Origin of the sequence: Cellvibrio sp. KY-GH-1 (assembly GCF_008806975.1) — a bacterium.
Classification (GTDB): domain Bacteria; phylum Pseudomonadota; class Gammaproteobacteria; order Pseudomonadales; family Cellvibrionaceae; genus Cellvibrio.
The window spans coordinates 3,005,578-3,022,546 of record NZ_CP031728.1 but is presented as its reverse complement, the minus strand read 5'-3'; the positions used below and the strand labels follow the sequence as shown (position 1 = coordinate 3,022,546).

At 47.3% G+C, this 16,969-nt stretch carries 13 protein-coding genes; 4 read left to right on the top strand and 9 right to left on the bottom strand.

Features of this window, described 5'->3' with window-relative positions; genetic code table 11:
- Positions 1-60: 60 nt before the first annotated feature.
- Positions 61-471: a hypothetical protein gene (locus D0C16_RS12940; protein ID WP_151032767.1), complete on the top strand. Its 411-nt coding sequence runs from the start codon at positions 61-63 to the stop codon at positions 469-471.
- 64 nt (positions 472-535) lie between these two features.
- Positions 536-2,836 (top strand): protein translocase subunit SecD, encoded by a 2,301-nt coding sequence (gene secD, locus D0C16_RS12935; RefSeq protein ID WP_151032766.1) that lies wholly within the window; start codon positions 536-538, stop codon positions 2,834-2,836.
- 69 nt (positions 2,837-2,905) lie between these two features.
- Here secD and D0C16_RS12930 read toward each other — a convergent pair whose 3' ends face one another.
- From D0C16_RS12930 to xdp1, 9 genes are all read right to left on the bottom strand, one after another.
- Complete coding sequence (locus tag D0C16_RS12930; protein WP_151032765.1) at positions 2,906-4,264, bottom strand: choice-of-anchor Q domain-containing protein; 1,359 nt, start codon at positions 4,262-4,264, stop codon at positions 2,906-2,908.
- A 66-nt stretch (positions 4,265-4,330) separates the two neighbouring features.
- Entirely contained in the window at positions 4,331-5,668 is a 1,338-nt protein-coding gene (locus D0C16_RS12925; RefSeq protein ID WP_151032764.1) for a CSLREA domain-containing protein, read from the bottom strand.
- Between the two features lie 39 nt (positions 5,669-5,707).
- Positions 5,708-7,060: a CSLREA domain-containing protein gene (locus D0C16_RS12920; RefSeq protein WP_151032763.1), complete on the bottom strand. Its 1,353-nt coding sequence runs from the start codon at positions 7,058-7,060 to the stop codon at positions 5,708-5,710.
- Positions 7,061-7,089: 29 nt separating this feature from the next.
- Positions 7,090-8,448: a CSLREA domain-containing protein gene (locus D0C16_RS12915; RefSeq protein ID WP_151032762.1), complete on the bottom strand. Its 1,359-nt coding sequence runs from the start codon at positions 8,446-8,448 to the stop codon at positions 7,090-7,092.
- A gap of 35 nt (positions 8,449-8,483) precedes the next feature.
- Complete coding sequence (locus D0C16_RS12910) at positions 8,484-9,848, bottom strand: choice-of-anchor Q domain-containing protein (protein ID WP_151032761.1); 1,365 nt, start codon at positions 9,846-9,848, stop codon at positions 8,484-8,486.
- A 255-nt stretch (positions 9,849-10,103) separates the two neighbouring features.
- Positions 10,104-10,667 carry a PA14 domain-containing protein gene (locus D0C16_RS12905; RefSeq protein ID WP_151032760.1) on the bottom strand — a complete coding sequence of 188 codons (564 nt, stop codon included), beginning with the start codon at positions 10,665-10,667 and terminating at the stop codon, positions 10,104-10,106.
- A gap of 5 nt (positions 10,668-10,672) precedes the next feature.
- The gene (locus D0C16_RS12900; RefSeq protein ID WP_151032759.1) at positions 10,673-12,175 is read right to left on the bottom strand and encodes a phospholipid carrier-dependent glycosyltransferase; all 1,503 of its coding nucleotides are present in this window, start codon (positions 12,173-12,175) and stop codon (positions 10,673-10,675) included.
- A 34-nt stretch (positions 12,176-12,209) separates the two neighbouring features.
- Positions 12,210-12,983 (bottom strand): ThuA domain-containing protein, encoded by a 774-nt coding sequence (locus D0C16_RS12895; protein WP_151032758.1) that lies wholly within the window; start codon positions 12,981-12,983, stop codon positions 12,210-12,212.
- A 149-nt stretch (positions 12,984-13,132) separates the two neighbouring features.
- Positions 13,133-13,960 carry an exosortase-dependent surface protein XDP1 gene (gene xdp1 / locus D0C16_RS12890; protein ID WP_225318663.1) on the bottom strand — a complete coding sequence of 276 codons (828 nt, stop codon included), beginning with the start codon at positions 13,958-13,960 and terminating at the stop codon, positions 13,133-13,135.
- Positions 13,961-14,381: 421 nt separating this feature from the next.
- On the opposite strand from xdp1, the gene D0C16_RS12885 reads away from it, so the two are divergent.
- Positions 14,382-15,344 carry a hydrogen peroxide-inducible genes activator gene (locus tag D0C16_RS12885; RefSeq protein WP_151032756.1) on the top strand — a complete coding sequence of 321 codons (963 nt, stop codon included), beginning with the start codon at positions 14,382-14,384 and terminating at the stop codon, positions 15,342-15,344.
- A gap of 58 nt (positions 15,345-15,402) precedes the next feature.
- Positions 15,403-16,941 (top strand): tryptophan halogenase family protein, encoded by a 1,539-nt coding sequence (locus D0C16_RS12880; protein WP_151032755.1) that lies wholly within the window; start codon positions 15,403-15,405, stop codon positions 16,939-16,941.
- The last annotated feature ends 28 nt before the right edge of the window (positions 16,942-16,969 follow it).

The following is a 16,969-nucleotide window of genomic DNA, read 5'->3' as shown; positions in this document are numbered from 1 at the left end:
CTGGTTGAAAATGAATCGCGCCGCCCCCAATTAGTCTGTTCATCAGTGAAATCTCAAAAAATGCCAAATATTCCTTATTACCAAGCAGTGCAGTTCCGGCTCATATTGAGCTGGATTGGTTGTATTGGCGTGCTTTGGTTGGCGTTGCTTTGGGGCGCGGGTAGTGTTCACCAACGGCCTGTGCCTGAACATCATCCGGTCGCGGCAGGTGGTAGTACTGTTGTTGCTTATGTCAGTGGCGAGCAGCGTTTTAGTGCTCGACGCGGCACCGCGAATTTTTCTTCGGCAGATGATGCTCGACAGCCACCGGTAATATTGTCCAGTTGGATATTGGCCGCAGTTGCGATTGCGTTCGCCTTGGTGGCGATTCACTATCGGATTTTTTCCGCGCTCGTCCCGGTAGCATGTTTGCGATTGACGACCCTCAATATTTCGTGCGCCCCACCCTTAACTCCTCCGCTCGTTATCTAACACAATACGTTTAAATTTTAATTTATGTTTGCTTTCCTGGCGAAGGCAAGGCGGAGTATTGCTCATGAAAACTCTTTCATCCCGGGCGTTGGTATATGGCCTGGTTATTCTATTGGGACTGCTGTGCGCAGCGCCCAACCTACTGCCGGATTCCTGGTTAAAAAAATTGCCGGATTGGTACACGCAACAGCAAATTACCCTGGGGTTGGATTTGCGCGGTGGCTCGCATTTATTGCTGGAAGTCGATACCAGTGAATTAACACAAAATAAAAATCCAGCACTGCACGCGCAAATTATCCATGACGCAGTCGAGCAGAGTTTGGAAGTGGTGCGTCGCCGATTAAATGAAACGGGTATGGTGGAACCGATTATTACCCGGCAAGGACAAGACAGTATTCTGGTGCAAATGCCGGGCGTGAGCGACCCGCAACATATTCGCGAATTATTGGGCACCACTGCCAAGATGACATTCCATTGGGTTGCCGATCAGAAAACCCGCTCAGGCACACCCGTAATTTCTGTAAAAGGCGAAATGTCAGGTAGTAGCTATCAGCTTGAAGAGCGAGTTGTGTTGGAAGGAAAGCATATCAGTGATGCGCGCCTTGCATTTAGCCAGCAAACCAATGAGCCGGTTGTGAATTTTAAATTGGACGATGAAGGTGCGCTTCAATTTGGCAATTTAACCAAAAATAATATTGGTCGGGCGTTAGCGATAGTGTTGGACGACCAGGTTGTTACAGCGCCGGTAATTCGCAGTGCTATTCAGGGCGGCAGTGGTGAAATAAGCGGATCGTTTACCAGTGCGAGTGCAAATGACCTTGCCTTGTTGTTGCGCGCAGGCGCGTTGCCTGCGCCGCTAAACGTCATTGAAGAGCGGACGGTTGGGCCGGATTTAGGCAGCGACGCAATTTCCATGGGAATTAGCACGGGTATTTTAGGTGCACTCCTAGTGCTAGGTTTTATGGTGGGAATTTATGGTCGTTGGGGAGTGATTGCATGTCTTGGATTGGCGATTAATATTGGTTTGACGTTTGGTATTTTGGGTTTGCTTGGCGCAACACTAACCCTGCCCGGTATTGCCGGATTTATTTTAAGTATCGGCATGGCGGTAGATGCGAACATCCTAATTAATGAAAGAATCCGCGAAGAAACTCGCCAAGGGAAACCGGCGATGGCCGCATTGAATGCTGGCTTTCAACGCGCTTACGCCACCATTCTTGATTCCAACCTCACCTCGCTCATCGCTATCAGTTTGTTGTTTCTATTTGGTAGCGGTCCGGTGCGTGGTTTTGCAGTAACTATGGCAGTGGGTCTGCTAATTTCCATGTTCACTGCCATTTCATTCACACGCTTGGTCATGGAATGGCGCGTACGCAAACTGGGCAAACAACCGCTAAAAATTACTGGTATTAAATGGCTGGACACCGTGAGTGAAAACACGATTCCCTTTATGCGTGCACGCTACGCTGGTTTGATTGCGTCAGCTGTGTTATCGCTCGCGTCCGTATTTTTGTTTTTTAAACCGGGGCTGGAATACGGTATCGATTTTAGTGGCGGTAGCGTGATTGAAGTGCAGGCGCCGGGTTTAAATGTTAGTGATTTGCGCGAACAATTATCGACGCGCGATTTTCATCAGGTCGCGTTGCAAGAGTTTGGGAGTGACGGCCATTATTTGCTCCGGTTGCCAGCACAAACGGCAGAGGACGTGGCAACCGGCACTCAGGTTCAAGCAGTAAAAGACAAGGTGTTGCAGTTAGCGCCGGAAGCGAGTTTTCCCCGCACAGAAATGGTGGGGCCGCGCGTAAGTGGTGATTTTGGTGATGCCACAATTCTTGCAATTGTTCTGGCTGGTTTGGGAATGCTTGGCTATTTATGGGTGCGTTTTGAATCGCATTTTGCGCTGGCGGCGACAATCACCCTCGCGTTGGATCTCACCAAAACCATCGGTTTCTTTGCATTGTTAGGCGTGGAGTTTAATTTAACGGCAGTGGCGGCGCTACTCGCGTTAATTGGTTACTCGGTCAATGACAAGGTGGTGGTATTTGATCGCATTCGCGAAAATTTGCGCGCTGATCCTAAAAAGCCTTTGCTCGAATTATTAAATGAAAGTATTACTTCCACGCTTACACGCACTATCTTTACGTCTGTGGTAACTTTTTTGGCATTGTTGCCGATGGGAATCGCGGGTGGCAGCGCAGTATCCAGTTTTGCATTGCCGATGCTGTTCGGTATTGTGATTGGTACCAGCTCGTCGATCTTAATTGCTGCGCCCATAGTGCACTGGTTGGGTGTTAAACGCGCCCGGAAGGGGCAGGGGCAGTTGCGTCCGTTGTTGGCAGAATCTGATCGAGAAAATTTACCTTAATTTGTTCTTAAAAAAGCGACGCTAAAAATGTCTGCAATTGCAGGCATTTTTAGCGAGCACTTATGCTTGTCAGGGTAATGGTTGTAATTCAAATGCGCCCAAATCACAATTTGCAACACCGTCGGCATTGCCATCAGCAGGGCGCGGCAGCCAGCGTTGATCGTGCGAACTGCAAGAACCAATACCGGCGTCTATCGCTGGACTGTTGGGCAACAAGGCGTGTGTTTCCAGATGATAATTATTTTGTGCCAGTGGTGCTAATACATGAGTGAAGGTATCACTGTCGGCGACATAAATTTCACCCGCACATTTGGTATTACCTTCACCCAATAACAAACCGCGAGCTTTAAATTGTGAAGCGGGGCTGGAGTTATAGCAGTTAACGGGCGCAGGAGGGTATTCCTCATCGGGATAGTCGCTGAGGTTGTGTAGGATAATGCTGTTGCGGATGTTGCTCGTACCAGTGTTGTAAAATCCTGCGCCTACCCAATTATTAATAATGCTAGTGTTTACGAGGCTGAGCGTACCTGTGTTGTGTAGTGCTCCCGTTACTTGATAATAATCGCCACTGTTACCGCTAATGGTTGCGTTGCTGATAGTGACTTTTCCAGTGTTGTAGATGGCCATGCCTCCTCCTTGCGCCGAATTTCCAACAAATATTGAACGCCCAATATCTGCTTCGCTTTCGTTGTAAATTGCCCCTCCGTAGCTAATCACGTCGTCTGTATGCGCGCGGTTTTGGCGAAAGGCGGAGTCGCGGATGATAGTAAAACCTTTATTGTAAATGGCTCCGCCGAATGAGTAGCTGGTGTCGCCGAAGGAAGCAATATTGTTGTTAAGCTCGCTGCGTTGCACGTAGAGCGTGTGGTAGTTTGCAATAGCTCCACCGTTGCCCCTATGCCAACCCGATGTGGCTATATTATTTGTCAGTTTGGAGTTTTCAATATGGGCGATGTTGAAATTTAAAATGGACCCACCACTGGTAGAGCTTTTGCCGTTAATTAACTCCACATGCTTTAGCGTCAACCCACCTTTTTCAAAAATTGTAAAATGTCGATCCAGCTTATTAGCATTGATGATGGTTCGCCCGCCTTCAGCCCCCTTGATTGTTACGTGGGTTTTTAAATCCAAATCGCCATTTTTATTGTTGTCTTCATCGATAATTTCTCCTTCTTCATCCAGTTGCGCGGGCAATGTTAATTCATAGGTTTCAGCCTTGAGAAAAATAACGTTGCCGCCGCTGTATTTACTGGCTGCGTCGATTGCTTCGCGTAATGAGCAATCAGTATCGCAACTGCCATCAGATGAATCGGTGGTTTTAGTCACAACAAATTGCCAAGCCAGAGTATTTTGGCTTATTGCTGTGCAGCCGAGTAAGCCTAGTAATATGAGGGTTTTTAGCGGGTGTTGATATGTTTTGTGATGCATCGTTGGCTCCCTTACTGATTGTGTGATTACTGAAAACTGTGTTAGGCGGTGAACATCTTTAGTGTGTTATTGCAATTCAAATGCCCCCAGATCACACAGGGCAACGCCATCGCTATTGCCATCAACGGGGCGCGGTTGCCAGCGTTGGTCGTGTGCACTGCAAGAGCCAATACCTGCGTCTATTGCTGGGCTGTTTGGCAATAGTGCGTGGCTTTCAAGGTGATAATTGTTTTGTGCAAGTGGCGCCAACACGCGCGTAAAAGTTTCGCTATCAGCAACGTAAATATCTCCCTCGCATTGCGTATTGCCACCGCCTAATAGCAGGCCGCGTGTCTTAAATGGATAAAATGTATATTGGTTGTAACAATTGATGGGTGTATCACCATTATTATTGAGGATAATGCTGTTACGTATTTGTGTGTCGCTGAAGCTGTAGAGTCCTGCTCCGGGGTTGTTGTCGACTATGCTGCTGTTAATCAGCGTAAGTGTTTCCTCATTTTGCAATGCGCCAGCCAAGCCAGAGCTTTCTGTGCGATTTTTGCTAATAGTAATATTGCTTAGATTTGCGGTGCCTGCGTTGTAAATTGCCATGCCTCCATCTTTGGTACTATTGCCAATAAAAACTGACCGACCGACATCGGTGATTCCATGGTTATAAATAGCACCACCCAAACCATAGGGTCCATCGGTTGTAGCGCGATTACTGCGGAATGCAGAGTCACGGATCGTCATGGTTTTGAAATTATAAATAGCGCCACCGAAAGCATAGTCATATTCACCAGGCCCAGCGGCAGTGGTGTTATTGATAAATTCGGTGCGCTGTATTGTTAGTGTGCCCCAGTTGGCAATGGCGCCGCCGTAGTTTCTATGCCAATAAGATATGGCAAGATTATTTTTCAATAGGCAATTTTCAATTTTCACTGAGCCGCTATTTGAAATGGACCCGCCATGGAATGAAGTAAAACCATTAATTAATTGCAGATGCTTCAGCGTCAAACTGCTATTTTGATAAACAGTAAAATGCCTGCTTAGTTCACCGGCATTGATAACAGTGGATCCATCTTTTTTTCCGGTAATGGTGATGTCATTGCGTATATCCAAATCGCCAATGCTGTTGCTGGTATCCAAATCAATATCGTCATCTGCTTCGCTGGGAGACGGAATGGTTAATTCATAAGTTCCCGACGAAAGTTTAATAAAATGGTTGCCACTGTTTTGGTTTGCCGTTTCGATTGCTTCGCGCAATGAACAGTCACTGTCGCAAATTCCGTCAAATGAATCGATTGTTTTAGTAACAATAAATTCCGTTGCTGCACTATCCAGGGATGCAGCAGCGATTAGTGTGGTAAATGCGGCGGAAAGTGTGGTGGAAAATAAATTAATATTATTTTTTCGAAATTGCATTGTCGATTCCTTTGCTTGGTGGTTGTGACTAGGGAAAAGTCAATCGCTGGTTTGGTATTCGAACGAACCTAGATCACAACCGGGAACACCATCGGCATTCCCATCGACAGGTCTTGGTTGCCAGCGTTGATCATGGGCGCTGCATGAACCTATTCCTGCATCAATGGCGGGGCTGTTTGGTCGCAGTGCGTGTGTTTCCATGTGATAATTATTTTTTGCTAAAGGGGAGAGCACCTGGGTGAAAGTATTTTCGTCCTCCACATAGATCTCACCAGTGCATTCGGTATTGCCTTCTCCGAGTAGTAAGCCGCGCGTAGTTAATTTATTGCTTGCGCCCAGGTGATCACAGTTATTTGGTGCAGGGCTGCTACTCGCCGGGGTTGGGGTATCATAGTTATTTAAAATAATGCTGTTGCGAATAAGTGTCTCGCTCGTTGTCTGCACGCCGGCCCCGCCGTGATTGTTCACTATAGTGCTATTGATGATGGATATTTTTCCGATGGATTCCAGCGCGCCCATGCGATAGGGGTTGTTGCCCGAGTTATCGCTAACGGTGATATTGCTCAATTTCATGTCGTACATAGAAAAAATCGCCATGCCGCCGCCAGTCGTTTTATTTCCGATAAATATCGAGCGGGCAATATCGGCCTTGTTGGTGCTGCTTATCGCTCCTCCGTGACCGTAAAGTGGAGCAGAGATCGCCTGGTTGGCCCGAAAGACTGTGTCGCGCACCAGCAAGTTACCACTGTTATAAATTGCACCGCCTGTTGAATCTTTGGCGTTGGTGGAATTCACTGAGTTGTTGATAAACTCACTGCGCTGAATGCGGGCGTTCGCATAGTTGGCGATGGCACCACCATCGACTCGGTAGAGTGCTGAATCGACACTGTTGTTTTTAAATATGCAGTGCTCAATAACCAGCGTTGCCAGGTTCATAATGGAACCGCCTTGATTGGCGTTTTTTCCATTAATAAGGGTTAAATTTTTCAGTGTAACAGTGGCTTTGGGTAATGCGGTGAAGTGGCGATCGAGCTGGGTGGCATTGATCACTGTTGTGCCTGTGTCTGTGCCTTTAATAAATATTTGTCCTTTAATATCCAGATCGCCATTGCGTGCTTCATCTTCAGGCAGTTGCTCGCCGTTGATGTTATAGGGTGGCGGCAATGTCAGTTGGTATTCACCTTCGTCCAGAATAATGTAATGCGCACCGGGTGTTCTATTGGCCTGCCATATAGCTTCCCTGAGTGAGCAATCTGTATTGCATCTTCCGTCGAACGAGTCCGTAGTTTTGGTGACCCGAATTGTGTCGGCGAACGCACTGCCGCTGTATAAATAAAGTGGTAGTAGTGAAATCGTTAGGTTGAGAAAAATAAGCTTAATGGAAGTTTTCATTCTGAGGTCCTTATCTATTGTTTGCTTATTTACTCTGCCATCTGCATTTCAATTGGGCCTAAGTCACACGCGGCGATACCATCTGCGTTGCCATCGATTGGTCGTGGCAGCCAACGCTGGTCATGCAAGCTGCACGAGCCCACTGCAGCATCTATTGCCGGGCTATTAGGTAATAACGCATAGGACTCTAACTCATAATTATTTTGCGCCAAGGGCGCGACTATTTCGCTGTAAGCTGTGGAGTCGTCTGCGTGTATTTCACCGGTGCATTTGGTGTTGCCGTTGCCAAGTAAGAGACCTTTAGTTTTGAAAAGCGATGAAGGAGCGTAGTTGACGCAGTTTTTATAGTCCTCATATTCAGTGCTAAATTCACTACTGTATTTATTGTCGATGATAATACTGTTGCGAATGCTGACCGCGCCATAATTCAGTAGGCCTGAACCAAAAATGCTACCAAGAATGGACGTGTGTATGAGAGTCAGTGTGCCTGATGTCGTATTTTGTACTGCGCCGAAATAATAGATATCTTCACCGGTGCTATCACTTACTGTGGCGTTGCTGACCGACATCTGGCCCCGATTGTAAAGTGCCATACCTCCCCCCGCCGCCGCATTTTTTATAAAAATTGATCGGCCTATATCGGCGATGCCATCATTGTAAATCGCGCCACCCTGACTGGTGACGTCATCCGTTGTTGCGCGGTTCTGGCGAAATGCGCTATCGCGTATATATGCCTTACCCGAATTAAAAATTGCACCACCCATCGCTGATCCTGAATCACCAAATGACGCTACATTGCGACTAAAGCTACTGCGTCGAATTTCCATTTCATTAAAATTTGCAATGGCGCCGCCGCCGCCGCCCATCCACGCGCTCGCAAAATTGCGGTCCATGACAACCTGCTGAAGATACAGCGAGCCGCGATTCAATATCGCGCCTCCGAACGTGGAGCAACGTCCACCGGTGAGCGCAACGTTCCTCAAAGATAGCGTTGCGTTGTTAGTTACAGAGAAGTGTCGATCTTTGAAGTTGGCATTGATGACGGTTGAACCGGTTTTGGAGCCTGTGATAGTGATTGACTGACGCACTTCAATATCGCCGATGCTTATATCATCCTCTTCAAAAGTTATTCCTTCTTCATCGCGTGGTGCGGGAATAGAGTAAACATACGTCAGTGGTTCGAGTTTAATGTTATGTTCACCGGGTATTTGATTGGCTGCGTGCACTGCTTCGCGCAGTGAACAGTCAGTGTCGCAAGTGCCATCAAACGAATCGGTTGTTTTGGTTACGACAAATTGTGCTGCGAGTGTGTCTGTACTGGCGCAGATTGCAAATACAGCGCAGCAACTGGTCAGCAAATGACGAGAAAAAAATATCGCAGTGCGCATGTTTAACTCCTTTAAGTTTATGAAATGGAAAGCATTTAATCGTTGGCTTGACGTTCGTATGCCCCCAGGTCGCAATTCGCAACGCTGTTGTGGTCGCCATCAATAGGTCGGGGTTGCCGGCGTTGGTCAAAAGTACTGCAAGAACCAATACCCGCATCTACTGCGGGGCTCAGTCGCAGAAGTGCGTGTGTTTCCAGCGCGGCATTATTTGCCGCCAAAGGTGCAAGTACGCGTGAGTAGATTTCCGAATCTTGAATATGCAATTCGCCAGCGCACAAATTATTGCCGCTACCTAATAACAGGCCGCGCGTAATTAATTGGTTATTGTTATTTATGCAATTGCTGGCGTTGTGTACGGAAGTGTCACTGCTATTGTTGAGGATAATGCTATTGCGAATAGCGCCGTCACCCAGATTATAAAAGCCACTACCAAGGGTGTTGCTTACAATGCTGGTGTGAATGAGTGAGAGCTTGCCGATATTGTGCACTGCGCCGTTGGTGGAATTGCCATCTCCCTGGTTGCCACTAATAGTGCTGTTGGCGACTGTTAAATTGCGCGAGTTGTAAATCGCCATCCCACCGGTTTCGGTACGGTTTTCAGTAAACAAAGATCGCGCTATATCAGCGTTATATTGATTGTGCAGCGCGCCGCCGTAACTTTCATCTACAGCGGATACTGTTTTGTTACGACGAAAACTGCTATCGCGCATAGAGAGATAACCTGCGTTATGCAATGCGCCGCCGATAGCTTTTAAATGGTTGTGTGCAATGGCTAGGTTGTCAGTAAACTCTGTGCGTTTTATCGTGAGTCGTTGTTGGTTGTTGATGGCACCACCCGTGGCATCGTTGAATAAAGCTTCGGCAGTGTTATCGGAAAATTGGCAATCCACGATGTTCAGCGTGGAGAGATTCATAATGGAGCCACCCTGCATCTGGGTCATGCCGTTGACCAAACGAAGATTTTTTAACGTAACATCGGCACCGAATGCCACTGTGAAATGCCGATCCAGTTGTTGCGCATCGATAGTAGTTTGCCCTTGTGTTGATCCATAAATTGTCACTTTACCCCAGATATCTATATCGCCATTTTGGTTGTCATCTTCCACGCCGGCTTCATTTTCTTCGCTATCACGGGGTGTGATCAGCGATATCTGGTAAATTCCGGTATCTAAAATAATGCTATGGCTAAGGTCTTTATGGCTATTTACGTAATTAATTGCTTCGCGCAGTGAGCAATCGCTATCGCAAATACCATCTTGCGAATCTATTTTTTTAGTGACATGGATTGTTTTGGCAATGGCAGGTGATGTGGCACAGAGTAATAATGCTGATAATAGCCGTGGCAGGCATTGCGAAATCGTTTTGACAAAGACGCGGTTGGCGAGCAAAGTTTTCATCATTACTTCCCTTAAATGTTGCGCTTGGGTTGCACAAGTGACCGTGGCAAAGCGAAAGCCGCTTTAGTATGGGCAAGGGTTGTGAATTGTGAATCGCGGATGAAGATGGAATTGCGAAAGTTTGAAGCTTGACGCAGAGACAGTGCGGGCCTGTTCCTATAGTAGTGAGGTACGGTTCAATATGGCGCTAAAAGCTTAATACCTATAAAAACAAAACGCCTGCAAAAGCAGGCGTTGTTGGCGGGAACGAATCAGCGTTTAGAATTTTACGCTATTTGAATCCTCTCCAAACCAGCGCGGCTTTTCATCGCCGCGCGCATACTCGACAGTGAAGCCGGAATTGCCGTACCCCTGGAAATAGGAGACATGTACTTGGTGCTCTCCTTCTGCAAGGTGGATCAGGCAAGGCTGTACGCTGAAAGGGCGATCGCCAAGGTGTTCACAAATAAGTTTGCCATCAATGCTCAAGGAAAAACCGTCATCACTGCCTACCATAAAGCGATAGGTGTCCGAATTTTTCACGGTGATTTTATGGTCAACATCGACAAAAAAATCATCTGAATAATTGGCTACATTTCCCAGCTTGGGGTGACCGAACCGGCTTTTATGTTCCAGGTCCAATACGTCCACCCAGACTTCGCTGGTGTTTTCTATATCGCGTTGCTGGTAAATATTGGCGATACTCACGCGATTTTTACTGATTACCAGTTTAACAACGTGGTCCACAGTGACGGGAACGATTCGGTAGACGATAAGCAGGCTCACAAATAGGAGTGCAAATGAGAACAGCCAGTTTTTAGTTAAGTAGGATTGAATGTTCATAATTATTATCTCACCACCTGCAGTTTCCAGAAATCGAACCAGTTGCGCATTTCAAATTGATCTTCGGTTAGGCCGAAGCTGTAAGTGAACGGCGAGAAGAAAGCAAAAATTGCAATCACCAGCGCTGCAAATAGGACTGTATTGATAATTGTGTGTTTGTTATTGGCAATAACTTCATCGCGATAAATATAGGTGTAAATCAGCGAGAGATTTATCGCTCCGAAAATCAGCGCAATAAAATAGTGGTAGAGGTACATCACCCGCTCAATTTGCAGGATGGTCACCATATAGGCGAGATAGAGTCCAGTGAAGGCGCAAATCCAATAAAAGAGTTTTTCATCCTTCACTGGGTTGTTGTATACGTAGCGGCTGATGATTAATCCGATAGACAAAATTAATCCGCCCACCACAGAGAACCACACAATCGGATTACCAATTAGGTATTTGTATTTAACAATTACCTTACCGTCTTCCACGTTTCTGTCCCAACGGTAACTGATAGTTTTTTTGCTCAGTGGCCAGCCCAGCGCGTAGCTGCCGTTTTCGTCCGGTTTACACACATCCAGGCGTGGCACCCCGTCTGCGTATTCACTCATGTATTTCCAGTTATCACGTAAGCCCAACTGAAAGGTCTTAAATGACCAGGTGTCTCCCATTCGGATTTGATTTAAATACTCCGGCGATGCTTTATAGGTTTTGTTGGCTACCACTTTAGTGCCCATACCTATGTGTATATAAAATACTGCCAGTATGCACAACACAACGGGGATTACCGCAGAAGGCACAGTTGTTACCAAGCGTTTTAGTAGTGCGCGCCAATCCCAAATTTTAATTTGTGGCCATTGTTCAACAATATAAAGCATCGCAAACAGCAACAGTAAAATGGCGGCGGTAACTTTGACCATTATTCCCAAGCCAATCCATATACCAATGATAACGTAGTCTGATAAGCGTACGGCGCGCTGGTAATGAATAAATTGAGTTGCTGCGCGGACAAAAAAGTACACGGCACCGAGAACAAAAAATAGTTGAATACCATCGAGGTGTGCAGCGCGAGAATGAATCACCAACGCGTTATCGAAAATTACCAACGACGTAAACGCGGCAGCAAGCCACATCCGTTGGGTGATACAGTTGATAATTCCGTAAAAAAACACTACCGAAAAGGCCATCATTACCACCGACGGCCAGCGATATCCTTTGTAGGTCATCGTGGGTGGTGCTGCATCGCCAGTTAAATAATCCGTTTCTAACAGTGCCTGCTTGTTAATGCCCTCATTATCGCCAAATAAAACTTCACCAACGGCCATCAGCATTTTGCCGAGCGGCGGATGAGGCTCCATATACATCATGCCATCGATGTGTTTTTGCGCATTGGGCACGTGGTAGTTTTCGTCCCAAAACATCGCCTGAGGTGTGCCGTAGTAGGGAAAATAAATGCTGTATGAGACCAGCAAAATGACGATTGGATAAATAAATCGCGCGTAGGTCTTAAAGAATGTTTTCATAATCTTGTTATTAAATGTAGGTTTTTGTCAGGGGTTATTTTTTGCGAATGCCTTTACCAGTAGCGGCCCAATAAAGCCCGCCATAAATATGTTCCAGGAACATTTTATCGCTGTAGGTTGCGGGTAAATGGCCCAGTGCGGTATAGAAGGCGCGACCGCCATCGTAGTTGTGATACCAGGCAATGGGGTGGAACTTGCCCATCCCTTGTCCTTTTTTGGTTCCCCAATCTACTGTTGGATTAAAGGTTTGCTCATCAACTGCCAAAATGTAATTCAAACCCTTAATGCGTTCTGCACCGAATTCGTACCATTCATCGGTCCATAAAAAACGTTCTGGCATGCGCTCAACGCCGGGGAATTTCTGGTTGAGTACTTCCAGTTCGGCAGTTTGGATTTCCGGATGAATATGGAACGTGCGGCCTACCATTTTGGTGTACCAATCCCAGTCGTATTCAGTATCGGAGGCGCTGTGCACGCCCACGAAGCCTTTGCCGGAGCGAATAAAGCGCTCCATGGCGGCTTGCTGTTCATCGTTGAGAATATCGCCGGTTGTCATCAGGAAGATGACGGCCTGATATTTTTTTAATTTTTCATCGTTAAAAATACTGGCGTCTTCGTGCCAATCCACCGCAAAGTGGTGGCGCACCGCCAGTTTGCGCACCGCGTCTACACCTTCGTTGATGGCTTCATGGTGCCAGCCATTGGTTTTGGTAAACAGTAAAACGTTGAACTGTTGGGCGCTGGCGCTTAGGCTTGCGAGTAGGAAACTGCTGGATAGTACAAGGGATAGGGCGAATCGTTTAAGCATAACTTTACCTCGCGAGTATGTTGTTATTGTTGTCCCTGTCTTCTTTTTATTTTTATAAAACCGGCGCCATCATAAGCGATTCAGATTTATAGGCAATAAAAAAGGCACCCGAGGTGCCCTTTTTTAATCTGCTGTTCTGGCGATGTGAACTAGATGGTGCGGCGGCGAGCAAGTGTCAGCCCGAGCAACCCCATCGCTAATAAGAGTGCTGTACCTGGCTCAGGAATCTTGACCGGGCGCTCAACAACCACCCCTTTGAGTTTGTAGTAGTCGTTGCCTTTGGATTTGTCGACGTTTGGACCAGTAAACGCATTGCCAAAGTTGCTGTTGTAGGCGCCAACCAACCAGTATTGAGATGTTATGCCACCTGCATTGACAGCGCCGTTATTTGGGCCGTTATCGACGTTGTAATAGTTGCCCACCAATTGCCAACCGTTGCCAATCAAATCCTGCCATTTTTTTCCCAGTAATGAGCTGTTGTCGAAGCTGGTACCGTTAAACGCAAGAATAGATATGTCGGTATCTGTTTGATACCAGCCGATATCAAGAGCAGTCAGTTTCACCATTTCATCGAAAGAGAGCAGGTGCATATCGTAGTCGCCCGCCTCATTGTCAACCGCGTGGTTGGGAGTGTCGGTTTTTTCAACGCCTAAACCATCCCATTTGCCAACATAGTCCTGCTCAATCGCTTCGTTCAAGCTAGTGGTAGTGGTAGTTTTCCACTCTTTACACGCGCCTTTACGGTCGTATTTCTTACAGGTTTTTGTGGTGGTGGTTTTAATACCGTAAGACCAGCCGGTAACTGCCAAGCCAAGATCTTCTTCTTCGTAGTTGTATTGCATCGCATAGGTGCTGCTGTAAATACCGCTGCGAGAGTCCGGGGAAGTAAGATTGAACGTTATTGGCGTCGCATTCGCGGTGCTAATAAATCCAAAAGCAATCGCAAGCCCTGCGAGAGCGAGTTTTAGTGAGTGCATAGAGCTAAGTCCATTAAGTTGATTGAGTGGGTTATCGTTGTTTGGTATTTGCACAATTAGCAATTTTCGCGCCATATGGCGTAAGTTATTGGTTTTTTGTGTGATGCAGTTCTCATGTTTTTGAGTGTTGGTTTTCCGGTGTAAACTTTGTCGACTCTAAATGCTGGCGTGTGAAGCCGCCCCTCAGAGGTCACTGATAGATTTTGATGGCCTTCGGCATTGATGGGATGGCTTGCTCGGAATGACTTTGCTTTCCCGGATGGATAACTGGCAGGTTGCAATCAGAGCAAGTCTCTGCAGGGAAAGTGCTTAGGGGGCTTGGGCAATTGTTATAGTGCTCAGCTAACCTTGTTTTTTTGCCTTATTGCCGGGATCGGGTCACACTGGTTGCGGACTTTTTTATCGGGTTGTTTGTGCGTTTATGACTCTCACAGAATTGCGTTACATGGTTATTCTCGCTGAAGAGCAGCACTTTGGTCGCACGGCCGAGCGCTGCCACGTAAGTCAGCCTACCTTGAGCGTGGCGGTAAAAAAGCTGGAAGAGGAGTTGGGGGTAGAGTTATTTGAGCGCACCAAAACCGGCGTAAAGCCTACGGTGATGGGTGAACGTATTGTGAGGCAAGCGAAAGCACTATTAGCCGGAACTGAGGCTATTAAGACGCTGGCTGAGGCGGGAAAGGATCAACTGGGTAGCCCGCTGGCGTTGGGTACGATTTTTACGATGGGCCCTTACTTACTGCCGCAATTAATTCCCCATCTTCAAAAGCAGGTTCCTGGTATGCCGTTGCTGGTGCAGGAGGATTACACCGAAAACTTGCGCAGAAAATTGCGTGACGGGGTTCTGGATGTGATTCTGGTTTCTTTGCCGTTCAGTGAATCTGACGTTGTCACCCAGGAGTTATTCGATGAGCCGCTGGTGCTTATCATGCCCAGAAATCACAGTCTTGCGCACAAAGCAGAAATTACCCTTGCAGATATCCAGCCGCAGCAACTTTTATTGATGGGGCAGGGGCATTGCTTGCGTGAGCAGGTGCTGGCGTTGTGTCCGGCCTTGCGTGCAGCTTTGCAAAGTGGTGAGGTAGTGCTGCGTGCAGAGGGCAACAGCCTGGAAACACTTCGCTATATGGTGGCTGCCGGGTTAGGCTTGAGTATATTGCCGCGCTCGGCAGCGGAAGCCAGTCTGTGTCTCGCCAATCGTTTGGTGGCGCGGCCGCTGGCGATTCCGGGTGGTCAGCGGCGCCTGGCACTCGCCTGGAGGGCTAGCTTTCCTCGTCACAAGGCGATCGATGTGTTGCGCAAAGCGATACAGACTTGCAGTGGTGCCTATTGGAGTTTTACGACCGAGCCGGAAGAAAGCGAGCAAACTATGTTGTCGTTTCGCTAGCTAGGTGTTGAGTGGTTTTCGTGCGAATAATGTTAAATGCGTGTGGGCAAAATGATTTATGACGGCCAGTATTAATCCCCTCAAAAAAATTGTCATTCTCGGTGGAGGAACCTCGGGGTGGATCGCTGCGTCCATGCTTGCCGCGCATTTAAAACTTGGCTCTTGTGAAATTGAGTTGGTGGAGTCTGATGATATTGGTTCCATTGGCGTGGGGGAATCAACAATTCCTCCCGTGGTGCGCCTGGTTACCAGCTTGGGAATAGATGAAGAAGAATTTATTCGCGAAACCCAGGCGTGCTACAAGCTAGGTATTAAATTTGTCGATTGGCGAGCAAAAAACCAATCCTATTTTCATCCCTATGGTGCTTTGGGCAAACGTATTGGTTCGCAGGATTTTTATCAATGCTGGCTGAAAGCAACCAAAGAGGGTGATGCATACGACCTGCAAGATTTTTCACCTTGTGCCGTCATGGCAGCGCAAGAAAAGTTTTTTCTCCCCTCTCAGGCGATGAATACGCCCATTGGTGGTGCAGGATATGCTGTGCATCTGGATGCGAAATTGGTGGCTGCTTTTTTGCGGCGTTACGCCGAAGCGCGCGGCGTGGTCCGAAGTGAAGGCAATTGCGTGAATGTGTTGCGCAAGGAGAATGGATTTATTGATGCCATTGAATTGGCCGGCGGGCGCAAAATCCACGGGGATTTTTTTATTGATTGCTCAGGCTTTAAAGCCTTACTGATAGAAAAAGCCATGGAAGTTGCGTTTGAAGATTGGTCGCACTATTTGCCGTGTGATCGTGCATATGTGGTGAAAACAGAAAAAGCCGGTTCGCGCATGCCTTATACCACCGCAACTGCGCGCAAATCCGGGTGGGGCTGGCGGATTCCGTTGCGCAATGGCACGGGGCATGGCTATGTTTATTCGAGTCGTTTTTGCACTGATGCAGAAGCTAAAACAATCTTGCTAAAAAATCTGGATGCACCGCGCATTAATGATCCGCGTGTCATCAGTTTTAATACCGGAAGGCGCAAAGAGTTCTGGAAAGATAACTGCCTTGCGTTGGGTTTGTCCGGTGGTTTTATTGAACCTCTGGAATCCACGGCCATTCATTTAATTGCGCGCGGCATGGATTTCTTTTTGCGTTTTTTCCCTGATGCAGAGTGTGAGCGCAGTTTGCAGCGCGAATATAATCGCCGTATGGCGGCAGACTATGAAGAGGTGCGCGATTTTATTGTGTTGCACTATTGTGCGACCGAGCGCGAGGACAGTGACTTTTGGCGCTGGTGCAAAACCATGGAGCTGCCAAGTTCCTTGCAAGAGCGTATCGAATTGTTTCGCGGGCATGGAATTTTGCGTGAAGATAATGATGAGTTATTTCGCGCGGCTAGCTGGCAATCGGTGTTTGAAGGGATGGGGATTCGCCCGCAAAAATATAATCCACGAATAGATAATCTGGATTACCAGCAAATTAGCGAGACGTTAAAGCTTGCGCGCTCGGCAATTTTTAATATGGTTAAAAGTTTGCCCAGTCATGACGAATATCTGGCTGAGCATTATGGTCTTGAACTTGATTCGCAGGGGCGTAAATCCGGCAACTAATATCTGTCTGGCAAATAAAATAGTTGCC

What these genes read in the sequence shown, in the direction of transcription:
- D0C16_RS12940 (WP_151032767.1), top strand. Translation starts at nt 61, where the DNA reads ATGCCAAATATTCCTTATTACCAAGCAGTGCAGTTCCGGCTCATATTG.
- secD (WP_151032766.1), top strand. Translation starts at nt 536, where the DNA reads ATGAAAACTCTTTCATCCCGGGCGTTGGTATATGGCCTGGTTATTCTA.
- D0C16_RS12930 (WP_151032765.1), bottom strand. Translation starts at nt 4,264, where the DNA reads ATGCATCACAAAACATATCAACACCCGCTAAAAACCCTCATATTACTA.
- D0C16_RS12925 (WP_151032764.1), bottom strand. Translation starts at nt 5,668, where the DNA reads ATGCAATTTCGAAAAAATAATATTAATTTATTTTCCACCACACTTTCC.
- D0C16_RS12920 (WP_151032763.1), bottom strand. Translation starts at nt 7,060, where the DNA reads ATGAAAACTTCCATTAAGCTTATTTTTCTCAACCTAACGATTTCACTA.
- D0C16_RS12915 (WP_151032762.1), bottom strand. Translation starts at nt 8,448, where the DNA reads ATGCGCACTGCGATATTTTTTTCTCGTCATTTGCTGACCAGTTGCTGC.
- D0C16_RS12910 (WP_151032761.1), bottom strand. Translation starts at nt 9,848, where the DNA reads ATGATGAAAACTTTGCTCGCCAACCGCGTCTTTGTCAAAACGATTTCG.
- D0C16_RS12905 (WP_151032760.1), bottom strand. Translation starts at nt 10,667, where the DNA reads ATGAACATTCAATCCTACTTAACTAAAAACTGGCTGTTCTCATTTGCA.
- D0C16_RS12900 (WP_151032759.1), bottom strand. Translation starts at nt 12,175, where the DNA reads ATGAAAACATTCTTTAAGACCTACGCGCGATTTATTTATCCAATCGTC.
- D0C16_RS12895 (WP_151032758.1), bottom strand. Translation starts at nt 12,983, where the DNA reads ATGCTTAAACGATTCGCCCTATCCCTTGTACTATCCAGCAGTTTCCTA.
- xdp1 (WP_225318663.1), bottom strand. Translation starts at nt 13,960, where the DNA reads ATGCACTCACTAAAACTCGCTCTCGCAGGGCTTGCGATTGCTTTTGGA.
- D0C16_RS12885 (WP_151032756.1), top strand. Translation starts at nt 14,382, where the DNA reads ATGACTCTCACAGAATTGCGTTACATGGTTATTCTCGCTGAAGAGCAG.
- D0C16_RS12880 (WP_151032755.1), top strand. Translation starts at nt 15,403, where the DNA reads ATGACGGCCAGTATTAATCCCCTCAAAAAAATTGTCATTCTCGGTGGA.